We start from the raw sequence: 18964 nt of genomic DNA on the forward strand, positions 1-18964 counted from the left end.
CAAGTCGATTGGCGTGAAAATATCCCGATTTTTCTTCATCGATCGACGAAGATCAGCTTCTTACGCAATTTCATGGGGCTCGTCTCCCTTCGGAGGGCCACCCCGGATGGCGCCGGGCAGGGAGCGGCGTCCGGCCCAGCGAATCCAACCACCATGCGGGCCATGAGGGAATGCGTGGCAACCTTCTCCATCGTGGCCGCCGACCCCCGGGTCGGCATGTGGGGGGTCGGGGTCCAGTCGAAGTTCCTCGCTGTTGGGGCTGTGGTGCCCTGGGCGGAGGCGGGGGTCGGCGCCGTCGCCACCCAGGCCTGGGCCAACGTGTCCTACGGCCCGGAAGGGCTGGCCCTGCTGCGGCAGGGGCTCTCGGCGGAAGAGGTGGTGGACCGCTTGGTCCAGGCCGATCCCGGGCGGGACCACCGGCAGCTGGGGGTGGTCGACGCCCACGGGCGGGCGGCGGCCTACACCGGTGCGGCCTGCCTGGAGTGGGCCGGCCACCGGGTCGGACCGGGCTACGCCTGCCAGGGCAACATCCTGGCCGGTCCGGCCGTGGTCGATGCGATGGCGCGGGCCTATGAGGAGGCCCGCGACCGCGGGCTGCCCATGGAAGAGCGCCTGATCGAGGCGCTGCGGGCCGGGCAGGCGGCGGGCGGCGACCGGCGCGGCCAGCAGTCGGCGGCGCTGCTGGTGGTCAAGCCCCGGGGCGGCTACGGCGGCTACACCGACCGCTGGCTCGATCTGCGGGTCGACGACCATCCCCGCCCCATCGAGGAGCTCCATCGCCTGGTGCGCCTGCACCGGCTCTACTTCGGCGCCCCCGACCCCTCCCGCCAGGTGCGCCTCGAGGGCGCGGTGGTGGAAGAGGTCCAGCGGCTCCTCCAGGCGACGGGCTACTACCGCGGGCCGATCAGCGGGCGGCTGGACGACGCCACCCGCCAGGCGCTGCGCACCTTCCAGCTGAACGAGAACTTCGAGGAGCGGGTGGTGGGGGACGAGGTCATCGACGGGGACGTGCTGGACTACCTGCGCGACCTGGCCCGGCGACGGCCGGCCGGCGGCGGGCCGGCGACAGGATCCGCGGTGGGCGGCGGGGCCCCGTGACCGGCCGCGTCCGGGAGCCGACGGCCGCCGTCCATGTCCGTCCAGGCTGCCCGGCAGGCGACGGCCGACCTTCCGAGGCGCCCGTGCCGCGGCGGGCGGCCCCCATGCCGCGGCGGATGGCCCCGGCCGCGGCGGATCCCAGGGCCGGCCCTCAGCCGTCCCTCGGGGTGGAGACGGTCGGCGCTCCGCCCTCGTTCGGGGTGAAGACGATCTTGATCGCCCCCGAGGCGCGCCGGTCCAGGGCGGCCTGAAGGGCCTCCCGGTAGCGGTGGAGCGGGAAGCGGTGGGTGACCATGCGTTCCACGGGCAGCTCCGGGTGCGCCGCCAGGGCCTCCAGGACCAGGTCGAAGGTGTGGACGGTGCGGCCGCCCACCCGCTCGAGGCCGTAGCCCACCGCCCCGACGACCTCCAGCTCCCGCATCCAGACGAAGGTCCAGTCGATCTTCGGGATCTCGCCGGCGGCGCCCAGCAGGACCACGGTGCCGCCTTCCCGGGCGAGGCGCAGCGCGTCGTCCAGGGAGCGGCGGGTGCCGACGCAATCGTAGACCAGGTCGAACCCGCCGCGGTAGACGGCGCGGCCGATCAGGGGACGGAAGGCGCGGGCGCCGGCCTCCGCCGCAGCCCGGCCGAGATCGGCGGGCGACACCACCCGGCTGGCGCCCAGCTCCCGCGCCAGCCGGGCTTGCATGCCGTGCCGGGCCGCCACCGTGACATGGGCATCGTACCCGAGCAGGCGCAGGGCGGCCACGGTGGACAGCCCGATGGTGCCGGCGCCGATCACCAGGATCCGCGCGCCGGCGGCAGGGGGGCGGCGCAGGACCCCGTGGACGGCGATGGCGAGGGGTTCCACCAGCACCGCCCGTTCGTCCGACATCCCGTCGGGAACGGGGTGGAGCTGGCTGGCGTGGGCCAGCATCCGCTGGGCCCATCCCCCCGGCAGGTCGCGGCAGAAGCCCACCAGGAACCCCGGCGACAGGGTCCCGTCGGTACAGCGCTGGCACAGGTAGGGGAAGCCCCGCTGGCATTGGGGGCAGGGGGGCAGGCCGCGCATGGTGCAGGAGATCGACGGGTCGACCACCACCCGCGTGCCGGCCGGCCAGGGAACCCGGGCGCCGCCCTGCGCGATCACCCCCACCACCTCGTGGCCCAGCACCGCGGGGAAGGAGCTGAAGGGCGAGGCGGAGGGGCTGGTGTGGGCGGCGATCACGCCGATGTCCGAGCCGCAGAGGCCCGCCAGCCGCGGGGCCACCACCGCCCAGTCCTCACCCGGCGGCACCGGATCCGGCCAGTCGGTGTACACCACCGCCCCGGCCGGGCCGTACACCAGCCACGGCCAGCGGTGGGCCAAGAGCTTGGCCAGCACCACCCGGGGTAGCGACAGCCGGTAGACCAGGGCCTTCACCTGCGTCCTCCTCTCCCTGTCGAGGCGGCGCGGTGGCGCAGCGACCGCCCGCCGGCTCCGGCCGCCCTCCGCCCTCCGGCCTCCGACCTTGCGTCCCCGTGCGGCCGCATGCCCTCGCACGGCAGCCTGCCACGCTCCATCCCGACCGGGCCTCGGTGGGGGATGCCGCGGGCGAAGGGGCGCGAGGTGGAGGGTTCGTAACTGCTGACCAAACGATTGTTAAATCTTATCAGACGTAGGCGAAACATTTCACCTCCGTTTCCCTGTTCCGTCCGTGTCACGTTCCGGTGGGTGCCCCCAGCGGTGAATCGGCTGTCAAGCCACCGGTGCGTGGACATGGGCCAGGTCGCGCAGCACCTGAACCCAGGGTTTGGTCGCATGCGGCCCGGTGAGCGCTGGGATGCGGGCACGCAGCCAACGGGCTGGGTCCTCCTCGAGCTGGCGCATCACGCGCTGAACGGCCTGGCGTGTCGCCTGCCGCACGCCGGGCGAAATCTGCAGGGGCCGGCCGCCGAGGACCGCGCGCCAGTGGGGGTCCACGCGTTCGCTCAAGAGCCGCGCCAAGTGGTCGGCGCCGCGTTCACTCCAACGCGCCCCATGCCGTTTCATCCGTCGTGCAAGGACGTGAAAGACTTCTGCTTCGATCGCCCCCAGCCGCGGCGCTTCCCCAGAAGCCACAATCCCGTCCCAGTGCTCCCGCAAGTAGCCGCGCAGCCGCAACAAGCGCTCCCGCGCCGGACCACGCCGCCCCCGTAGCGCCTGGCGAAGCGCCGACTCCACGCCCGCCCAATCCCCCGCTTCGATGGCCCGGCACACCTGGGCGTACGTCTCCTCGGAAGGCGATAACGCCTCCCGCAGGGCTCGCCGCAGGTGGAACGGATCCAGCCGGTAACACGCGCGGGGGAAGTACTGCAACCCCTGCTTGACCCAATGCGCCCCATCGCCTCCGAGGTAACAAGCCTGGACCGCGCTCAGATCCCAGTGCGTCCCCCAATAGGCGCTCGCCTGCTCCCAAAAGGCCGTACCCGGCATCACCCCCGCCACGACCCGCCGCTCCCGCAGCGCTTGCCGGTTCGAACCCACGGCTTGCTTGCCTTCGTACGCGACCCCCAGCTTCAACACCACCGGTTGCCCTCGACCCCGCAGATAAACCTCGTCCGCTTCGGCATGCAGCTGCGCACTCCGGCGCCGGCCTTCCGGCACCTGGCCCTCCACGAACACCGACCGCCGCAGCCGCTCCGCCGCCTCCTTCAACCGGCGCCCCGCCCGTTGGGACGCCCGCCACACCGTCATCGCCCGCGCCGGTGCCTGCCCCGCCGTCAACTCCCGCAGGACCGCCGCCGCTCGGTGATACGGCATCTCCGTCGCGAGCCGCCGGCACAGCGCTTCCAGCCGCGGCGACAGTCGCCGCCGCGATTCCAAGCCCAGTGCTTCATCCAGCAAGAACACACCCTGGCCCGTCGCCCGGTCCCGGTAGTAACGTCGCTTCACCTGCAACTCGCCCAGCGGCGTGTCCAGGACCCGCTCCCGCGTATCCAGGCACTCATATCGGCTCGGGTCCCGCTCCTGCATCAGTCGCTCATCGATCCCGGCCAACACCCACTCCAGCAGCCGCAGTGTCAGCCGGCCGCTGAGCCGCTGAACGGCTTCCTCCAGTTCGCCAAACGATCGGTCCTCCGTCACCAGCTCCGCCAGTTCCCGCAATGTCTGGAGGAAAAGTTCGCGCACAGCGTGTATGCTGACCATGGGGCCTCACCCTCCGACTGCCGCTGGGGAAGCCGTCCCGATGCAGGGACAGCCTCCGGGTGAGGCCTTTTCTATTTGCCTCGACCCTCACCTACCGAAACGTTACACGGACCCCTGTTCCTCTTTGGTGTATGGAACAGGCGTTTGGTATGATGAGCGAGGGAGGACACGTGGGCCATGCAGGCGACCTTTCAGACGAAGATTCAAGACCAGTCGGTTTATCCGGCGCTGGACGCCATCGCCGCCCTGTACGGTCGCCTGCTGCGCCGGTTGTATGTCGATGTCTATGTTCATCACCGCCCCCTTGTCGAATGCAAGCGGGAATACATTGCCCGCTACGGCATCACGGCGCGCCACTTCAACGCGCTGGCCACCGAACTCAAGGGCAAGGTGAAGGCGGCGGAGGAAGCGCATCGGCACCATCTGGCGCATCTGCGCGGGCAGATTCAATCCACCGAACGAGCGATGGCCAAGCTCCAAAAGCAGGCGAAAGCTTTGGCCTCGGGCAAGGGGCGCTGGGCCGCCCTGTCCCCCGAAGAACGGGCTGCAAAGCGCTGCCGGGTTCGGTTTCGGCTGCACCAGAAGCAGCGGCGGCTGGCCATGCTGCGCGCCCGCCTTGAAGCGGCGGAAGCCCGGACGGGATCGCCGCCGATTTGCTTTGGTTCCCGGCGTTTGTTTCACCGGCAGTTCCACCTGGAGGCGAATGGGTTCGCTTCCCACGACGAATGGCGCAGGGCATGGCGCGATGCTCGAAGCCAAAGCTTCTTCTGCATCGGTTCCAAAGACGAGATGAGCGGCAACCAGACCTGCTCGCTCTTTGGCAACAGGTTGCGTCTTCGGGTGCCCAACGCCCTGGTCGCCCGCTTTGGGCGGTATGTTTGGCTGCACGGCATCCGCTTCCCCTATGGACAGGATGTCATCATGGCGGCCATTGCGTCGGGGCGAGCCATCAGCTATCGGTTCGTCCGGCAAAACGGCGCGTGGTATGTCTTCGCCACCACCGAACGGCCCGCGGCCCCGATCACGACATCGCGGAGGGCGGGCGCCCTTGGTGCCGATCTGAATCCCGACCGGCTGGCCGTGGCGGAGGTCGACCGCTTCGGCAACCCGGTGGCGGCGCGTGACATCCGGTTTCAGATTCAAGGCAAGCGCCGGGAGCAGGTGAAGGCCATCCTGGGCGAGGGGGTGGCGGACCTGGTGGCATGGGCCAAGGGCGCCGGCAAGCCCATCGTCGTCGAGCGGCTGGACTTCCGGGCGAAGAAGACCCGCCTTCGGGAAGAAGGCCCCCGCTACGCCCGGATGCTGTCCGCCTTTGCCTACGCCGCATTCATGGCCCTCCTGCTCTCCCGAGCGGCCCGGGAAGGCGTGGAAGTGATCCGCGTCAACCCGGCCTTCACCAGCGTGATCGGCAAGGTCAAGTTCATGGCCCGGTACGGACTGTCGCCCCACGCCGCGGCGGCGGTGGCGATTGCCCGCCGGGGCCTTGGTTTGGGCGAGCGCTTGCGCTCCGGAACCGCCCGCCCTCTACCCGCGAGGAATCGAGGGCGGCACGTCTGGAGCGATTGGCGGCGCATCGCCCCGTCGGTGCGCGGCAAGCTCGCGCACCGGCTCTATGAGCGGTCCTCCGAGGACGCCCCAGGCCGGGGGGAACCCCGATCCACCCGGGCACCGGCGGCCTCAAGGCCGCACGGCCCCGGGTGCGATGGTCTGGCTTGGGGTCCGGGGTGCGATCCCCCGGCGCGAATCGTCGGGAGCGCTGTTCGCCCGGCGTCATAGGCGGATGTAATAAATGCCTATGTTTTTTAGGAACGGTCAGGTCATCGGCACCTGCCGCTGGATGCGACCCTCGATGCGCTCGAAGATGTCGTCCAGCGACCGGCCGGTGATGGTCAGGCCGTGGTTCTTCAGCCCGATCACCGCCGCCGCGGGGTCGGGCGAGCGGCGCACCAGTTCCGCCACCGAGGTCGCCAGCTCGTAGGTCCCGCACGGATAGTTGACCTCCGTGGACGGGACGCCGTCCATCCACGCGTGGACGTGGATGATCGCCTGCACCTCGGGGTGCTCGCGGTAGATCATCCAGTGTTCGATGGCGTCGACGGACACCCGCCGCGGCTCCCGGTCGGCGGGCACGCTGAGGATCATCGCCTGCCGCTCGGGGTCGTAGTCCTTGACCAGCAGGATGTCGCGGCCGATTACCTCCATCCGCGACTTGTCGATGCCGCTGGCGCTCATCCAGAAGGTGTTGCCCTCGTGCCGGGCGCTCAGGTTGCCGTAGCTCAAGCCCCCGATGCCGTAGAGCAGCTTGAGGTGGCGCAGGTCCCGGGGCGAGAGGTACTCCTCCAGCGGGAAGGGTGCGGGCAACAGGTCCAGCGCCGCCAGGCGCCGGCCCGCCTCGGCCAGCGCGCGGGTGGTCTCGTTGCCGTCCCACAGCTCCCGCGGCAGGTCCGGGACGAACACGTTGTCCAGGACGAACCGGGACTGGGCCAGGGGCCGCAGCCGCTCGTACACCTCTTCGAAGAAGGCTGCCTCGTCGCGGGCCTCGTACGCCAGCTGGTAGTGGCCCAGCTCCGGTGTGATGAAGTGGAGGCAGCGTCGCCCGTGCTCCTCGGTGACGTAGATCAGCAGGTTGGAGAGGGTGCGCACCAGGTAGGGGTAGGCCCGCTGCAGGACGTTCTCGCCGGGCTCGCCCTCCATCAGGGTGACCACGAAGGTGCCGCGGGACTGGCGGCGGAAGGGCCGCGGGTCGGCCGGATCGGCCACCTGGATGGCCAGGCCCAGCTCGGGGTCGTCGGCGTCGGTGGGCTGGTGTCCATGGAGGTCCAGCACCCCGCGCAAGCCGGCCAGCACGCGGCCGAGGAAGTCGTCCCGCGGCGGCGCCAGCAACGCATAACGCATGAGAACCCCCTCCCTCACGGTTCGGCACGCGCCCACTGGAGCCGGCGCCGGGCCGGGGCGAGGTCGCGGTCCCGGGGCCGGGGTCCGGCCCGTGATCAAGGCCCGGGACGGTCGCGATGCCCTGCGGTCGGCCGGATGCGGCTGGCACCCTCCGACCACCGGTGGTAGTCTGTCCCGGTCTCCAGCATGACATTTTACGAGGGGCGGCCCGGGTTCCTCCCGTCCACCACCAGCCGGAAGCGGGCGCCGGGCCCCAGGAAGTCCAGCAGGTGCAAGTCGTCCGCCAGCACCCAGCCGACCACGTTGACCCGCTCGTCGGGCGGCAGGTCGCGCAGCGTCACCTGGAGCTCGCCGGCGTACCGCAGATACCGGTCGTTGTCCACGGTGACGGTGCCGCGGGGCCGGGGTTCGGCGGGTCGGGGCGGAATGGCGGTCGCCGACCCGGCGGAGGTGCGCGAGGTCGTGGAACGGACGACGGCCTCCGCGGCGTCCAGCCGGTTGACGTGAACCGGGGCCTCCACGATGGCTCTTTCCACGGCCGTGATGTCACGGTGCAGCCGGATCCGCAAGGGAACGCCGTCCCCCCGCCACACCGCCCGCACGGCCTCCATCTCGTCGGTCGACGGCCCCGGGTCGCCGAAGAGCAGGGTGTGGATGGAGCCCAACGCCAGGAGCTCCGCCGCCGCCCGGTCGGGCGGGAGGGCCCGGTGGCGCTCCACCGTCGGCAGGCCGGCGAACAGGGGGCCGCGGCGGCCGTGTTGCGACGGGACGAACGCGGCCACCCGGATCCCCCGCTCCGCCAGCGCCGAGGAGAGGCGGTGCACCCACCAGATGCTCAGGCCCGTCTCCGGCCGCGGGTAGAAGTTGTGGCACGCCGCCAGCCGTTCGGCCCGAGCCCCGGCCGCCAGGATGCGGTCCAGCGCTGCCGGGCGCACGGTGCTGGCGTTGACGACGACGTCCAGGCCGTAGGGATTGCGGGTCATGGCCGCGACGGCGGCGGCGTCGTAGCCGTGGTCGACGCGAAGGGCGCTGAGGCCCAGGGAAGCCAGGGGCTCCAGGTTGTCGGGGGCGGCACCCAGGGCCGCCAGGGCGGACGGGGCCACGTCGGCCCAGAGCCGGAGCCCGAGGGAGCGGGCCCGGCCAGCCAGCCGGGCCAGCCTCTCCGCCGTGGCGACGGGCGACGCCTCGGGCAGGTGCAGGGACGTGAAGACCTCCGTGTAGCCGCGGCGGGCAGCCTCCTCCATCCGCCGTGCGATCGCCTCCTCCGTGCCTTCCGGGCCATAGCCGGGGTAGACGGCGATGCCCAGGGTGCGCCCGGTGGCCGGTTCGTCCATCGCGGGACCTCCTCTGCCTGCAAGACGGCGCACGGGACCGCCGGCCCGTCCCGGTCCGTCCCGGGAACCTTCGCCCTGCCGGCGGCCTCTCCTGGTCCCGCGTCCCGCGGCCGCTTCCGTCCAATTGACCCGCCTCCGGGGGACGTCTACACTACAGGCGAGCTCCGGCGTCGCCGCCGGAACCGCCCGGGCGCGACGGGAGGGCGGGGAGGCCGCCCGATCCCGTCCGTCGCCGGGGCGGCCGCGCCGGCAGGGAGGAACCGCGTTGAACGGGTCACCCGCCAGTCCCCTCCGGATCGCCATCGCCCAGATCGACAGCACCGTGGGCGACCTCGAGGGCAACGCCCGCAAGGTGGAGGCCTTCGCCGCCGAAGCGGCCCGGGCGGGCGCCGACGTGGTGGTCTTCCCCGAACTGGCCCTGACCGGTTACCCGCCGGAAGACCTGCTCTTCCGCCCCGCCTTCTTGGCGGAGGGACGGCGCTGGCTCCACTGGCTCGCGGCCCGGCTCGCCGACGGACCCGTGGCCCTGGTGGGGTTCGTCCACCAGGATCGCGATCTCTACAACGCCGCCGCGGTGCTGGAGGGGGGGCGGGTCCGGGCCGTGGCCTGCAAGCGCTTCCTCCCGAACTACGGCGTCTTCGACGAGGAGCGGTACTTCGCGCCGGGCCGGCGCGCCCTGGTGCTGCGCCTCCACGGGGTGACCCTGGGGGTCAGCATCTGCGAGGACCTCTGGTATCCCCAGGGCCCCGTCCGCGAGCAGGCCCTGGCCGGCGGTGCCGAGGTGCTGCTGAACCTCTCCGCCTCGCCCTATCACGCCGGCAAGCCGCGGGAGCGGGAGAGCCTGCTGGTCACGCGGGCCACCGACTTCGGCGTCGCCATCGTGTACGCCAACATGGTGGGCGGCCAGGACGAGCTGGTCTTCGACGGCAACAGCCTGGTGGTCACCCCGGCGGGCCAGGTGGCGGCCCGCGGCCGCCCCTTCGCCGAAGACCTGATCGTCTGGGACTACGACCCCACCGAGGCGGCGGTCGCCCGCTGGCACGAGCCCCGCTGGCGGCACGTGCCGCCGTCGCCCGAGGAGGCGGCCCGGGTCGAACGGGTCGACCTCGCCGGTGGCGATGGCCTCGCCGCATCGCAGCGCGACCCGCAGGCGGGGCTGGTTCGTCCGGACGAACCCGGCCCGCCGGCCGCCGCCAGCGGTCCGGCGCAGCCCGGTCGCGGACCGGCCGCCGCCACCGCGGGGTCGAACGAGGCGGCGGGGGTCGGAGCGGCGGGCGCCGCCCCGCGGCGCGGTCCCAAGCCGCCCCTGCCGCCGCGGCGCGTCGAGGCCCTCGAGGGCGAGGCGGAGGTCTACGCCGCCCTGGTGCTGGCGGTGCGCGACTACTTCCGCAAGAACGGGTTCGATCGCGCCTGGCTGGGCCTCAGCGGCGGCATCGACTCGGCCCTGGTCGCCTGCCTGGCGGCCGACGCCCTGGGACCCCAGCGGGTGACGGGGGTCGCGATGCCGTCGCCCTTCACCGCCGCGGCCAGCCTGCGCGACGCGGAGACGGTGGCCCGCAACCTGGGCATCGGCTTCCACGTGGTCCCCATCGACGCCATCTTCGCCGCCTTCCGCCAGGCCCTGGCGCCGCTCTTCGGCGACCGGCCCTTCGACGTGGCCGAGGAGAACCTGCAGGCGCGGATCCGCGGCACCCTCCTCATGGCCCTGGCCAACAAGTTCGGCGGCCTGGTGCTGGCCACCGGCAACAAGAGCGAGCTGGCCACGGGCTACGCCACGCTCTACGGCGACATGGCCGGCGGCTTCGCGCCCCTCAAGGACGTGCCGAAGACCCTGGTCTACCGCCTGGCGGCCTACCGCAACGGGCGGCCCGGCGGACCGGTGATCCCGCGATCCGTCCTCGAGCGGCCCCCGACGGCGGAGCTGCGGCCGGGCCAGCGGGACGAGGACAGCCTGCCGCCCTACGCGGTGCTGGACCCGATCCTCGAAGGCTATGTGGAGCGGGACCTGCCCGCGGCGGACCTGGTCGCCCGGGGTCACCCGGCCTGGGCCGTGGCCCGGGCGGTGCAGCTGGTGGGCGGCAGCGAGTACAAGCGCCGCCAGGCGGCGCCGGGTCCGAAGGTCACCGCCCGCGCCTTCGGCCGTGACCGGCGCTACCCCATCACCAACGGCTTCCGGGAGCGGGTCCCCGGCGGCCCCGGCGGCCCCGGCGGCCCCGGCGGCACCGGCGGCGCCGGCGGCTCTGGGGGCGCTGCGGGCGTCGATCCGGCGCCCGGCGCGGGGGCGGGCGGAGCGCGTTGAGCCGGCGGTCGGCGGGCCATGGCGGGAGGCGCCCCGCCGGGTCGCCGGTGGGGCAGGCGCCGCACAGCCCACCGGTCCATCGCGACGACGGACCGGTCCCTCGTCGCGACGGATGGACGGCTCGCCACCGGGCCATCGCCGTCTTCGGCGCGGGTCTTGGCGGAGCCCGATCGGCGACTTGGGGGACGGCCTTCGTGGAGCCGGCTCGGCGCGTACCCCGGCCCGAACGGGGTGCGGCGGATGGCACCTGCGGTCGGGCCCAGGCATGGGCGCTTGGCATGGCCTGGGGGGCGGGCACGTAGATCCTGGTGGGGCGCGGCCGCTCCCGCGGGAGCGAAGGACAGGGGGTGGAACCGTGACGGGCGACACCGCGTTCCTGGCCCTGGCGGCTGCACCCTTCACCCGGTGGCTCATCCTGGGCAACCCCGTCTGGCGCTGGCTGGTGGCGCTGGGCGTGGCGCTGCTCACGCTGGCCTTGCTCAAGCTGGCCCGTGACCGGCTGGCGGCACGGCTGGCGGTGCTGGCGGGCCGCACCGGCACGGCCTGGGACGACTTCCTGGTCGAGCTGCTCCAGCGGCGGACCGGCACCCTGACCCTGCTGGTGCTGGCGGTCTGGGCCGGGTCCCAGGTCCTGGCGCTGCCGGAGCCCCTGGCCTTCCGCCTGCGCCAGATCGTGGGCCTCGCCCTGATCCTGCAGGTCGCCCTCTGGGCCAACTACGCCATCGGCTTCTTCCTGAGCCGCGCCTTCCAGGAGCGGGGCGGCGAAGACGAGGAGGTCGCCGCCGCCCTGGCGGCCGCCCAGCTGCTCTCCCGCGTCGGCCTGTGGACCCTGGTCATCCTGGTGGTGCTGCGCCAGCTGGGGATGGACATCACCGCCCTGGTGGCGGGGCTTGGCATCGCCGGCATCGCCGTCGGCCTGGCGCTGCAGAACGTGCTGGGCGATCTCTTCGCGTCGCTGTCCATCGTGCTGGACAAGCCCTTCGTCGTCGGCGACTTCATCGTGGTCGACAACTTCGTCGGCACCGTCCAGCACGTGGGCATCAAGACCACGCGGGTGCGCGCCCTGACGGGCGAAGAGGTGGTCTTCGCCAACGCCGATCTGCTCAAGAGCCGCATCCGCAACATGAAGCGGATGACCGAGCGGCGGGTGGAGTTCCGCATCAGGGTCGCCTACGGCACCCCCGTCCAGCAGCTGGAGCGCATCCCGGCCATGGTGCGCGAGATCATCGAATCCCAACCCCACGTGCGGTTCGATCGGGGTCACCTCAAGCAGCTGGGCGACTCGGCGCTGATCTTCGAGTTCGTGTACTTCGTCACGGACCCGGACTACCTGCTCTACATGGACATCCAGCAGGCGATCAACCTGGCCATCTACCGCCGCTTCGCCGAAGAGGGCATCCCGTTCGCCTTCCCTACCCAGACGGTCCACGTGGTGGAGGAGGGGGCGGAGGTGCCGGCGAAGGCCACCGCGTCCGACCTCGTCGCGGCACCCAGGGGGGCGGCCGAGGCGGCGGCTCCGCCGCGGGAGGAACCGGCCAGCGGGTCGGCGCGCCGGCCGTCGGCCGAGCAGGGGTAACGGGCAGCGGCGGCACGGCATGACCGCGGCGCGAGCGGTGCCGCGCCGGCGGCAGGGGGGAGGAGCCGTGGCGGGATCCAAGGGGGATCGGCCTGGCATCGGGGTGGGGGTCGGGATGTCGGCCCGGCGGCCCCTCGGGGCAGGGGATGGCGGAGCGCCGGGCCGCCTCATCGGAGAGGAGTCCCGTCGCCCGGGCTTGCACCATGGTCGACCGGCATCGCGTCCTGGTGCCGGCCTCACGATGGCGGTGGTCCTCGGCCTCCTGGCCGCGTTGCTCGTCGGTTGCAGCCGGACGCCGGGGCCCGATGCCGTCCTGCGCCAGTACCTGGACGCCTGGGAGAGCCAGGACTACGCGGGGATGTACGCCCTCCTCGACCAGGCCAGCCGTCAGGCCGTCCCCGAGCAGGACTTCACCGAGCGGTACCGGCGGATCGAGGAGGGGATCGAGCGTACCGGCCTGGCTGCAGAGGTCCGCGTCCCCGACGACTTCCGCCCCGAGGGCGACGAGGTGACCCTCGCCTTCCAGGTCCGCTGGGAGACGGCCCTGGCCGGCGCCTTCACCCAGGCGTACACGGCGCGGCTGGTCCGGGAGGACGAGGGCTGGCGGGTGCACTGGACGCCCGCCTTGATCTTCCCGGACCTGCGGGAGGGCGACAAGGTCCGGGCCCAGAGCCTGCCCGCCCGCCGGGGGAGCCTGCTGGACCGGGACGGGGAGCCCCTGGCCGTGGACGAACCGGCCCGGGCCATCGGGTTGGTACCCGGGAAGATGGCGCCCGACTCCGCGGAGCGGCTGGCGGAGGCGCTCGGGATCGACCCCCAGGCGGTGCAGGCGCAGCTGGAACAGCCCTGGGTCGAGGACGACCTGTTCGTCCCCATCGTGACCTGGCCGGCGTCCCGGGTCGCGGCGCGGGAGGACGACCTCCTGGCCATCCCCGGCGTGCTCGTCAGCTCCACCCGCGAGACCGCCCGCTGGTATCCCCACGGCCGGCTGGCGGCCCACACCCTGGGCTACACGGGCCCCATCACCGCCGAGGAGCTGACGGAAGAACGCCGCCAGGCGGGCTACGGCGCCCACGACCGCATCGGCAAGCAGGGCCTGGAGCGGGCCCGCGAGGACGCGCTGCGGGGCCAGCGGGGCGGTCGCATCTGGATCGAGCGGGCCGACGGCACGCAGGGGCCGGAGATCGCCCGGCGGGATCCGCAACCGGGCCGGGACCTGCGCCTGACCCTGGACCTCGAGGTCCAGCAGGCGCTGGAGCGGGCGCTGGACGGCGGAGCCGGCCGCGCGGGAGCCGGGCAGGGGAGCGGGGAGGTCGGCCGCGAGGCGGCCGCCGTCGTCCTCGACCCGGATCGCGGCGACGTGTTGGCCATGGCCAGCCGTCCGGCCTTCGACCCCAATCAGCTGGCCGACGGGATCACCGCGGCGGAGTGGGAGCGCCTCAACGCGGATCCCCACGCGCCCCTCCATCACAAGGCCCTGGCGCCGCTGCCGCCCGGGTCCGCCTTCAAGCCCTTCACCGCCGCGGTCGCCCTGGATGCGGGGGTCATCGCCCCGGACACCGACTTCGGCCCGAGCCCCGAGGCCTGGCAGAAGGACGCCTCCTGGGGCGACTACCACGTCCGCCGGGTGCCCCACCCGCCGGGTCGGGTCGATCTCCTGCGGGCGCTGGTCTGGTCGGACAACGTCTACTTCGCCCGGGTGGGTCTCGCCCTGGGGGTCGAGCGGTTCGTCCAAGGCCTGGGCCGGTTCGGGCTGGGCGAGGAATTCCCGTTCGACCTGCCGGTGCCGCCCGGCCAGGTGGCCGGGGAGGGCGGCATCCAGGGGGAGATCCAGCTGGCGGACAGCGCCTACGGGCAGGGCCAGGTCCAGGTCAGCCCGCTCCAGTTGGCCGCCATGTACACCGCCTTCCTGCGCGACGGCGACGTGGTGCGGCCGCGGCTGGTCCTGGACGAACCGGCCTCGGCGAGGGAGCAAGGGGGCGCGGCCGCGGCCCAGGCCGGGGACGCCGCCCAGGGCGCGCCGGCCGTCTGGAAGGAGGGGGCGATCCGTCCGGAGACGGCCCGGGTGATCCGCGAGGCCCTGCGCCGCGTGGTGGCGGACCCCACGGGGACGGCCCATGCGCTGGCCGCCACCCGCGGCTGGACGGTCGCGGGCAAGACGGGTACCGCGCAGGTGGGAAGCGGGGAACGGGCGCCGCGCTGGCGCTGGTTCGCCGGCTGGGCGACCCCCGCCGGGTCCGACCGGGTCCGCTTCCTGATGGTCTTCGCCGTCCGCCAGGAGGGAGCCGCCGAGGAGGGCACGCCCAACCCGGCGGTGACGCGGGCGCGGGCCTTCCTCGAAGCGGTGCCGGCCACGGCTCGCGACCCGTCGGACCGAGTCACCGTTCGGTAGGAGGCGATCCCCTCCCACGGTCTGCCGGACGAATCGCTACCGCGGCCGCACGCTCCGCCGCCCGGGCGCCGGGAGACGGCTACGGCGACCGCCGGGTAGCACCATGGGTGGATGCCGGGAGGGCCGTCCCAGCGGTTCCGCTTCCGCCTGGTACACCATCGTGGCACAATAGTGTTACGACGAGGAGCATGGGATGCGTTTCGTCTCCGTGCGCGAGCTGCGGTCCCGGTCCGGCGAGCTCTGGCGCGCCCTCCGGCAGGGTGAGGAGGCCGTGCTGACCATCAACGGCACGCCGGTGGCCGTCCTGGTGGGCACGAGCGAGGAGGACCTGGAGGAGACGCTGCGGGCGGTGCGCCAGGCCCGGGCGCAGGCGGCGGTAAGCCGGATGCGCGAGCGGGCGGCCCAGCGCGGCCTTGACCGGTTGAGCGAGCTCGAGGTGGACGAGGAGGTGCGCGCCGCGCGCCGGGAGCGGGGCCGGTGAAGCGCCTCGTGTCCTCGTGGATTGCCTGCTCAGCGGCCGAATCAGGCCTCGTTTATAAGCCGAGAGACGACAACACCGACGATCTCCGCGTTGCGCGAATCCGCGAACCGGATCAACACGGGCTTTGCCCGGTTCGTCACGGAGACTTTGATCCCGTCGAGGTAGAGACTCACGTCGATCACCTTCGTCCACTCCGCCGCGACGGACCTTCGGTCTCCCCTGAAAACGATCCTCCGGTTGGTGAGGACGAGATCACCGCGGCTGATCGGCACGAGGCCGGTCTCCGTGACGATGCGGCCTCGGTGCCCGCCGACACGGTATCTCACTCCCTTGGCGATGCGGAAGGAGAACCCGGACGAGCCGCCCTCATACCGCCGGTTGATTACCCGCTCCTCTAACAGCTCACCGGGCTCGGACCAGTGCGGCGTCTCGCCCCGACGCAGGACGAGACCCGGGACCATGACTACGGGCAGCGGCTCGTGCTCGAGTTGGTAGAGGAGACGGTATCGATCGAGCTGCTCGCGGTTCGCCGGGATCTGGTCGGCAGGCAAATCGAAGTATTCCGCCAGCTGCTGCAGTGAGCGCTCCTCCTCGGGACTGAGTCGCTTGTCCTCTGTCGCGGCCTGTAGCGCCTGCCGGATGACCTCCCCGCGGATAGCCTGTACGTCCGCGTCAGTCAGCCCCAGCTGCCGCTGGGCCTCGCGGAGCGCGTCGAACTCGTCCAGGGTGACGACGCCGTCGGCCACCGCGGCGGCCACCACCTTGCGAAATTCGTTCAATCGCCGCTGGCGTTCGGCCGCCCTGGCGACCTCGGTCTGCAGCGCCCGGTACGCATGGACAATGCGGTCCCAAACGCTCATGGCGCCCCTCCAATCGTAGAGACGATGAACCCAACAGGCGCTCATGCGGTGGTTTCAACCCCTCTCCGGACTTCCCTCCCGGGGCCTTCGCTTTGTGCCGAAGGGCCACCCAGGACCGCCAGCTTCGGCGGCGGCAACGCCATGGTGTGCCCCCTTTGTGCGGCCCATCGGCCTGCAGGGCCGGTCTCGTTTACTCCGCCCGCCCTTCCAGGCGTGGCGCCCGCCGGCGCCTTTCCTGGTCGTGTTGGCCCAGCCGGAGCGGCATTGCTTGCCGGCCGCACGAGCACCACCCTTGGGCGGCCGGCAGGGCCTCGCAGACGCGGCGCCGGTGCTGCTGGCACCAGGAGGCGGGTGGCGCCAACCACCGTCAGCCACGACGAGACGGTCAGTGCGGCGCCTACAAGCTCGCCCAGGGCCTTCGCCGCGTTGCTCCCCACCCGCTTTGGCGTCATGCGTTACGGCCTCGCTTGCGAGTTTCGTCCTCCGTACGACGGGCGACACGAAAGGCCGTGGCCCAAGTCGTTCGCCAGCTTCAGGAAGACCCGGCCCGTTGCCTGCGTGGCCGCACCCCGGCGCTTGTCGGACCCCATGCGGACAGACCCTGGGTTCAGGTGTTCCGCGATCTAGACGCACGTCGGGGCCCACCAAGGGGTTGACGACGTCGTTCCGCGGGGGCACCCTACCCGAACGTGACACGGACAGGCCGCCCACGCCCGTTGACAGGGCCCCCTTGGTCGCATATAGTTGCATCAAGCTGCATCGGGATGCAGCGCGGCTGCCACAACGGCGTGGCGGCGGAGAAGAGGGCAACGGCGCCCCTGCAGGTTCGTCCTGCAGGGGCTTTGTCGTTTGAGGAGGTGAAGGCCGTGTACACCATGGCCGTCGCGGAGCGGCTGACGGGTTTGACCCAGCGCCAGATCCGGTACTACGAGGCCCGGGGCCTGATCCGCCTGGCCCGCGGCCCGTCCGGGCAGCGCCTGCTGACGGCCGAGGACATCCGGCAGCTGCGGCGCATCCGCTGGCTCCTGCAGCAGGGGCACAACGTCCACACCATGCGCGTCTTGCTGGGCGCAGGGGATGCCCTGGGCGCAGGGGGGGATCGACACGGAGGGCGGGTCGACGGTCCCGGATGCCGACGCCCGCTCGGGGTGGCCCAGGCCAGCGGGGGACCGGCCACCGGCAACCGCTGGAGCGAGGGACCGGGCCGGTGACGAAGCCGGTGCCGCCTGCGTTGCCGCTCACCCGACCCGCCACCAGGCGTCACCGCGCGACCCGGACCGCGCTCCCGGGAACGTTCGTCGGTTCGCGGAGACTCGTCGAGATTCGCGGAGAGGAGGAACCGCGTTGAAGAACCTGAGCCCCGAGGACATCAAGGCCGCCATCCGCGACATGAACATCGGCACCATCAGCCTGCAGTTCACCGATATCCTCGGCACCGTCAAGCACGTGGAGATCCCGGCCAGCCAGATCGACAAGGCGCTGGCCGGCGAGCTGATGTTCGACGGTTCGTCCATCGAGGGGTTCGTCCGCATCGAGGAGTCGGACATGTACCTGCGGCCCGACCCGGCGACCTTCGTCATCCTGCCGTGGAAGACCCGGGAGGGGCGGCGCACGGCGCGCCTCATCTGCGACGTCTACAACCCGGACGGCACGCCCTTCGAGGGCGATCCGCGGTACGTGCTGAAGCGCGTGGTGGCCGAAGCCGCGGAGATGGGCTACGTGATGAACGTGGGCCCCGAGCCCGAGTTCTTCCTGTTCGAACGGCCGTCGGCGGAGCAGGGGCGGCCCGTGACCCTGGACCACGCCGGCTACTTCGACCTGGCGCCGGTGGACAAGGGCGAGGAGGTGCGGGCGGAGATCGTCCTGACGCTGCAGGAGATGGGCTTCGAGATCGAGGCCGCCCACCACGAGGTGGCGCCCTCCCAGCACGAGGTCGACTTCAAGTACGCCGACGCCGTGACCACCGCGGACAACATCGCCACCTTCCGCAGTGTGGTCCGGACCATCGCCCTGCAACACGGCCTGCACGCCACCTTCATGCCCAAGCCCCTTCATGGTGAGGCCGGCTCGGGCATGCACCTGCACCAGTCCCTGTTCCGGGGCGAGGAGAACGCCTTCTACGACCCCACCACGCCGGACCGGCTGAGCGACGTGTGCAAGCAGTACATCGCCGGCATCATGGAGCATGCCCGGGCCATCACGGCGGTGACCAACCCGCTGGTCAACTCCTACAAGCGGCTGGTGCCGGGGTACGAGGCGCCGGTGTACGTGGCCTGGTCGTACCGCAACCGCAGCCCGATGATCCGCATCCCCGCCAAGCGCGGGCTCAGCACCCGGATCGAGCTGCGCTCGCCCGATCCCTCGTGCAACCCGTACCTGGCGCTGGCGGTAATCCTGAAGGCGGGTCTCGACGGCATCAAGCGGCGCCTGACGCCGCCCGATCCCGTGGAGGGCAACATCTACCACATGTCCGAGGCCGAACGGGAAGAACTCGGCATCGCCAGCCTGCCGGGCTCGCTGGCCGAGGCGATCCGGGCCCTGGAGCAGGACCCGCTGATCCTGGAGGCGCTGGGCAGCCACGTGGCCTCCCGCTACCTGGAGGCGAAGAAGATCGAGTGGGACGTCTACCGCACCCAGATCTCGCCGTGGGAGCTGCAGGAATACCTGGCGAAGTATTGAGGGGGTCGGCGGTGGGCGGATCCGCTGCGGATCCGGTGCAGAGCCGGCGGGGATCCGTGCGGATCTGCGCGGATCGGTCGTCCCCGGGCGATGCGAGACGCCCGGGGGCGCTTCTTTCCACGGGGGCGTCGGTGGTCGGGATGGCACCGCGGTGGCCGACCACGCCAAGCCGCCGACCTTCCTCCGGCACGCGTCTTGCCGT

At 72.1% G+C, this 18964-nt stretch carries 13 protein-coding genes; 8 read left to right on the forward strand and 5 right to left on the reverse strand.

Annotated elements, in window-relative coordinates:
* The first annotated feature begins 174 nt into the window (after nt 1-174).
* Entirely contained in the window at nt 175-1098 is a 924-nt protein-coding gene (locus E1B22_RS06745) for a DUF1028 domain-containing protein (protein WP_243123212.1), read from the forward strand.
* 151 nt (nt 1099-1249) lie between these two features.
* On the opposite strand, the gene E1B22_RS06750 is transcribed toward E1B22_RS06745, so the two are convergent.
* Together E1B22_RS06750 and E1B22_RS06755 are read right to left on the reverse strand one after the other, a co-directional pair.
* Nucleotides 1250-2500: a zinc-binding dehydrogenase gene (locus tag E1B22_RS06750; RefSeq protein ID WP_135225047.1), complete on the reverse strand. Its 1251-nt coding sequence runs from the start codon at nt 2498-2500 to the stop codon at nt 1250-1252.
* A 315-nt stretch (nt 2501-2815) separates the two neighbouring features.
* On the reverse strand, nt 2816-4246 hold the full coding sequence (locus tag E1B22_RS06755; protein ID WP_135225048.1) for an ISLre2 family transposase: 1431 nt from the start codon (nt 4244-4246) through the stop codon (nt 2816-2818).
* Between the two features lie 177 nt (nt 4247-4423).
* Here E1B22_RS06755 and E1B22_RS06760 point away from each other — a divergent pair, with 177 nt between their 5' ends.
* Nucleotides 4424-6022, forward strand: coding sequence for an IS200/IS605 family accessory protein TnpB-related protein (locus E1B22_RS06760; protein ID WP_135225049.1), 1599 nt, complete (start codon nt 4424-4426; stop codon nt 6020-6022).
* Nucleotides 6023-6058: 36 nt separating this feature from the next.
* On the opposite strand, the gene E1B22_RS06765 is transcribed toward E1B22_RS06760, so the two are convergent.
* Nucleotides 6059-7141 carry a class II aldolase/adducin family protein gene (locus E1B22_RS06765; RefSeq protein ID WP_135225050.1) on the reverse strand — a complete coding sequence of 361 codons (1083 nt, stop codon included), beginning with the start codon at nt 7139-7141 and terminating at the stop codon, nt 6059-6061.
* Between the two features lie 194 nt (nt 7142-7335).
* Nucleotides 7336-8475, reverse strand: a complete 1140-nt coding sequence (locus E1B22_RS06770) for a DUF871 domain-containing protein (protein WP_135225051.1) — start codon at nt 8473-8475, stop codon at nt 7336-7338.
* A 265-nt stretch (nt 8476-8740) separates the two neighbouring features.
* Between E1B22_RS06770 and E1B22_RS06775 the strand changes: the two genes are divergently transcribed.
* The 4 genes from E1B22_RS06775 to E1B22_RS06790 all read left to right on the forward strand — a co-directional run bounded on the left by E1B22_RS06775 (nt 8741) and on the right by E1B22_RS06790 (nt 15223).
* Nucleotides 8741-10774 carry an NAD+ synthase gene (locus E1B22_RS06775; RefSeq protein WP_135225052.1) on the forward strand — a complete coding sequence of 678 codons (2034 nt, stop codon included), beginning with the start codon at nt 8741-8743 and terminating at the stop codon, nt 10772-10774.
* A gap of 355 nt (nt 10775-11129) precedes the next feature.
* Complete coding sequence (locus E1B22_RS06780) at nt 11130-12350, forward strand: mechanosensitive ion channel family protein (protein WP_135225053.1); 1221 nt, start codon at nt 11130-11132, stop codon at nt 12348-12350.
* A 241-nt stretch (nt 12351-12591) separates the two neighbouring features.
* The gene (locus tag E1B22_RS06785; protein ID WP_243123213.1) at nt 12592-14742 is read left to right on the forward strand and encodes a penicillin-binding transpeptidase domain-containing protein; all 2151 of its coding nucleotides are present in this window, start codon (nt 12592-12594) and stop codon (nt 14740-14742) included.
* 193 nt (nt 14743-14935) lie between these two features.
* Complete coding sequence (locus tag E1B22_RS06790; protein ID WP_135225055.1) at nt 14936-15223, forward strand: type II toxin-antitoxin system Phd/YefM family antitoxin; 288 nt, start codon at nt 14936-14938, stop codon at nt 15221-15223.
* Between the two features lie 41 nt (nt 15224-15264).
* Here the strand turns inward: E1B22_RS06790 and E1B22_RS06795 are convergent, their stop codons facing one another.
* A complete protein-coding gene (locus E1B22_RS06795) occupies nt 15265-16083 on the reverse strand; it encodes a hypothetical protein (protein ID WP_135225056.1) in 819 nt (272 codons plus the stop codon).
* 875 nt (nt 16084-16958) lie between these two features.
* Between E1B22_RS06795 and E1B22_RS06800 the strand changes: the two genes are divergently transcribed.
* Nucleotides 16959-17294, forward strand: coding sequence for a MerR family transcriptional regulator (locus E1B22_RS06800; protein ID WP_243123841.1), 336 nt, complete (start codon nt 16959-16961; stop codon nt 17292-17294).
* 133 nt (nt 17295-17427) lie between these two features.
* Nucleotides 17428-18762: a type I glutamate--ammonia ligase gene (glnA, locus tag E1B22_RS06805; protein ID WP_135225058.1), complete on the forward strand. Its 1335-nt coding sequence runs from the start codon at nt 17428-17430 to the stop codon at nt 18760-18762.
* Nucleotides 18763-18964 lie beyond the last annotated feature (202 nt).

This window comes from Thermaerobacter sp. FW80, from assembly GCF_004634385.1.
Classification (GTDB): Bacteria; Bacillota; Sulfobacillia; order Thermaerobacterales; family Thermaerobacteraceae; genus Thermaerobacter; species Thermaerobacter composti.

Excerpts from the sequence above, each read along its gene's own strand:
- E1B22_RS06755 (WP_135225048.1), bottom strand. The coding sequence starts at position 4,246 with ATGGTCAGCATACACGCTGTGCGCGAACTTTTCCTCCAGACATTGCGG.
- E1B22_RS06760 (WP_135225049.1), top strand. The coding sequence starts at position 4,424 with ATGCAGGCGACCTTTCAGACGAAGATTCAAGACCAGTCGGTTTATCCG.
- E1B22_RS06765 (WP_135225050.1), bottom strand. The coding sequence starts at position 7,141 with ATGCGTTATGCGTTGCTGGCGCCGCCGCGGGACGACTTCCTCGGCCGC.
- E1B22_RS06770 (WP_135225051.1), bottom strand. The coding sequence starts at position 8,475 with ATGGACGAACCGGCCACCGGGCGCACCCTGGGCATCGCCGTCTACCCC.
- E1B22_RS06785 (WP_243123213.1), top strand. The coding sequence starts at position 12,592 with ATGGCGGTGGTCCTCGGCCTCCTGGCCGCGTTGCTCGTCGGTTGCAGC.
- E1B22_RS06790 (WP_135225055.1), top strand. The coding sequence starts at position 14,936 with ATGCGTTTCGTCTCCGTGCGCGAGCTGCGGTCCCGGTCCGGCGAGCTC.
- E1B22_RS06795 (WP_135225056.1), bottom strand. The coding sequence starts at position 16,083 with ATGAGCGTTTGGGACCGCATTGTCCATGCGTACCGGGCGCTGCAGACC.
- E1B22_RS06800 (WP_243123841.1), top strand. The coding sequence starts at position 16,959 with ATGGCCGTCGCGGAGCGGCTGACGGGTTTGACCCAGCGCCAGATCCGG.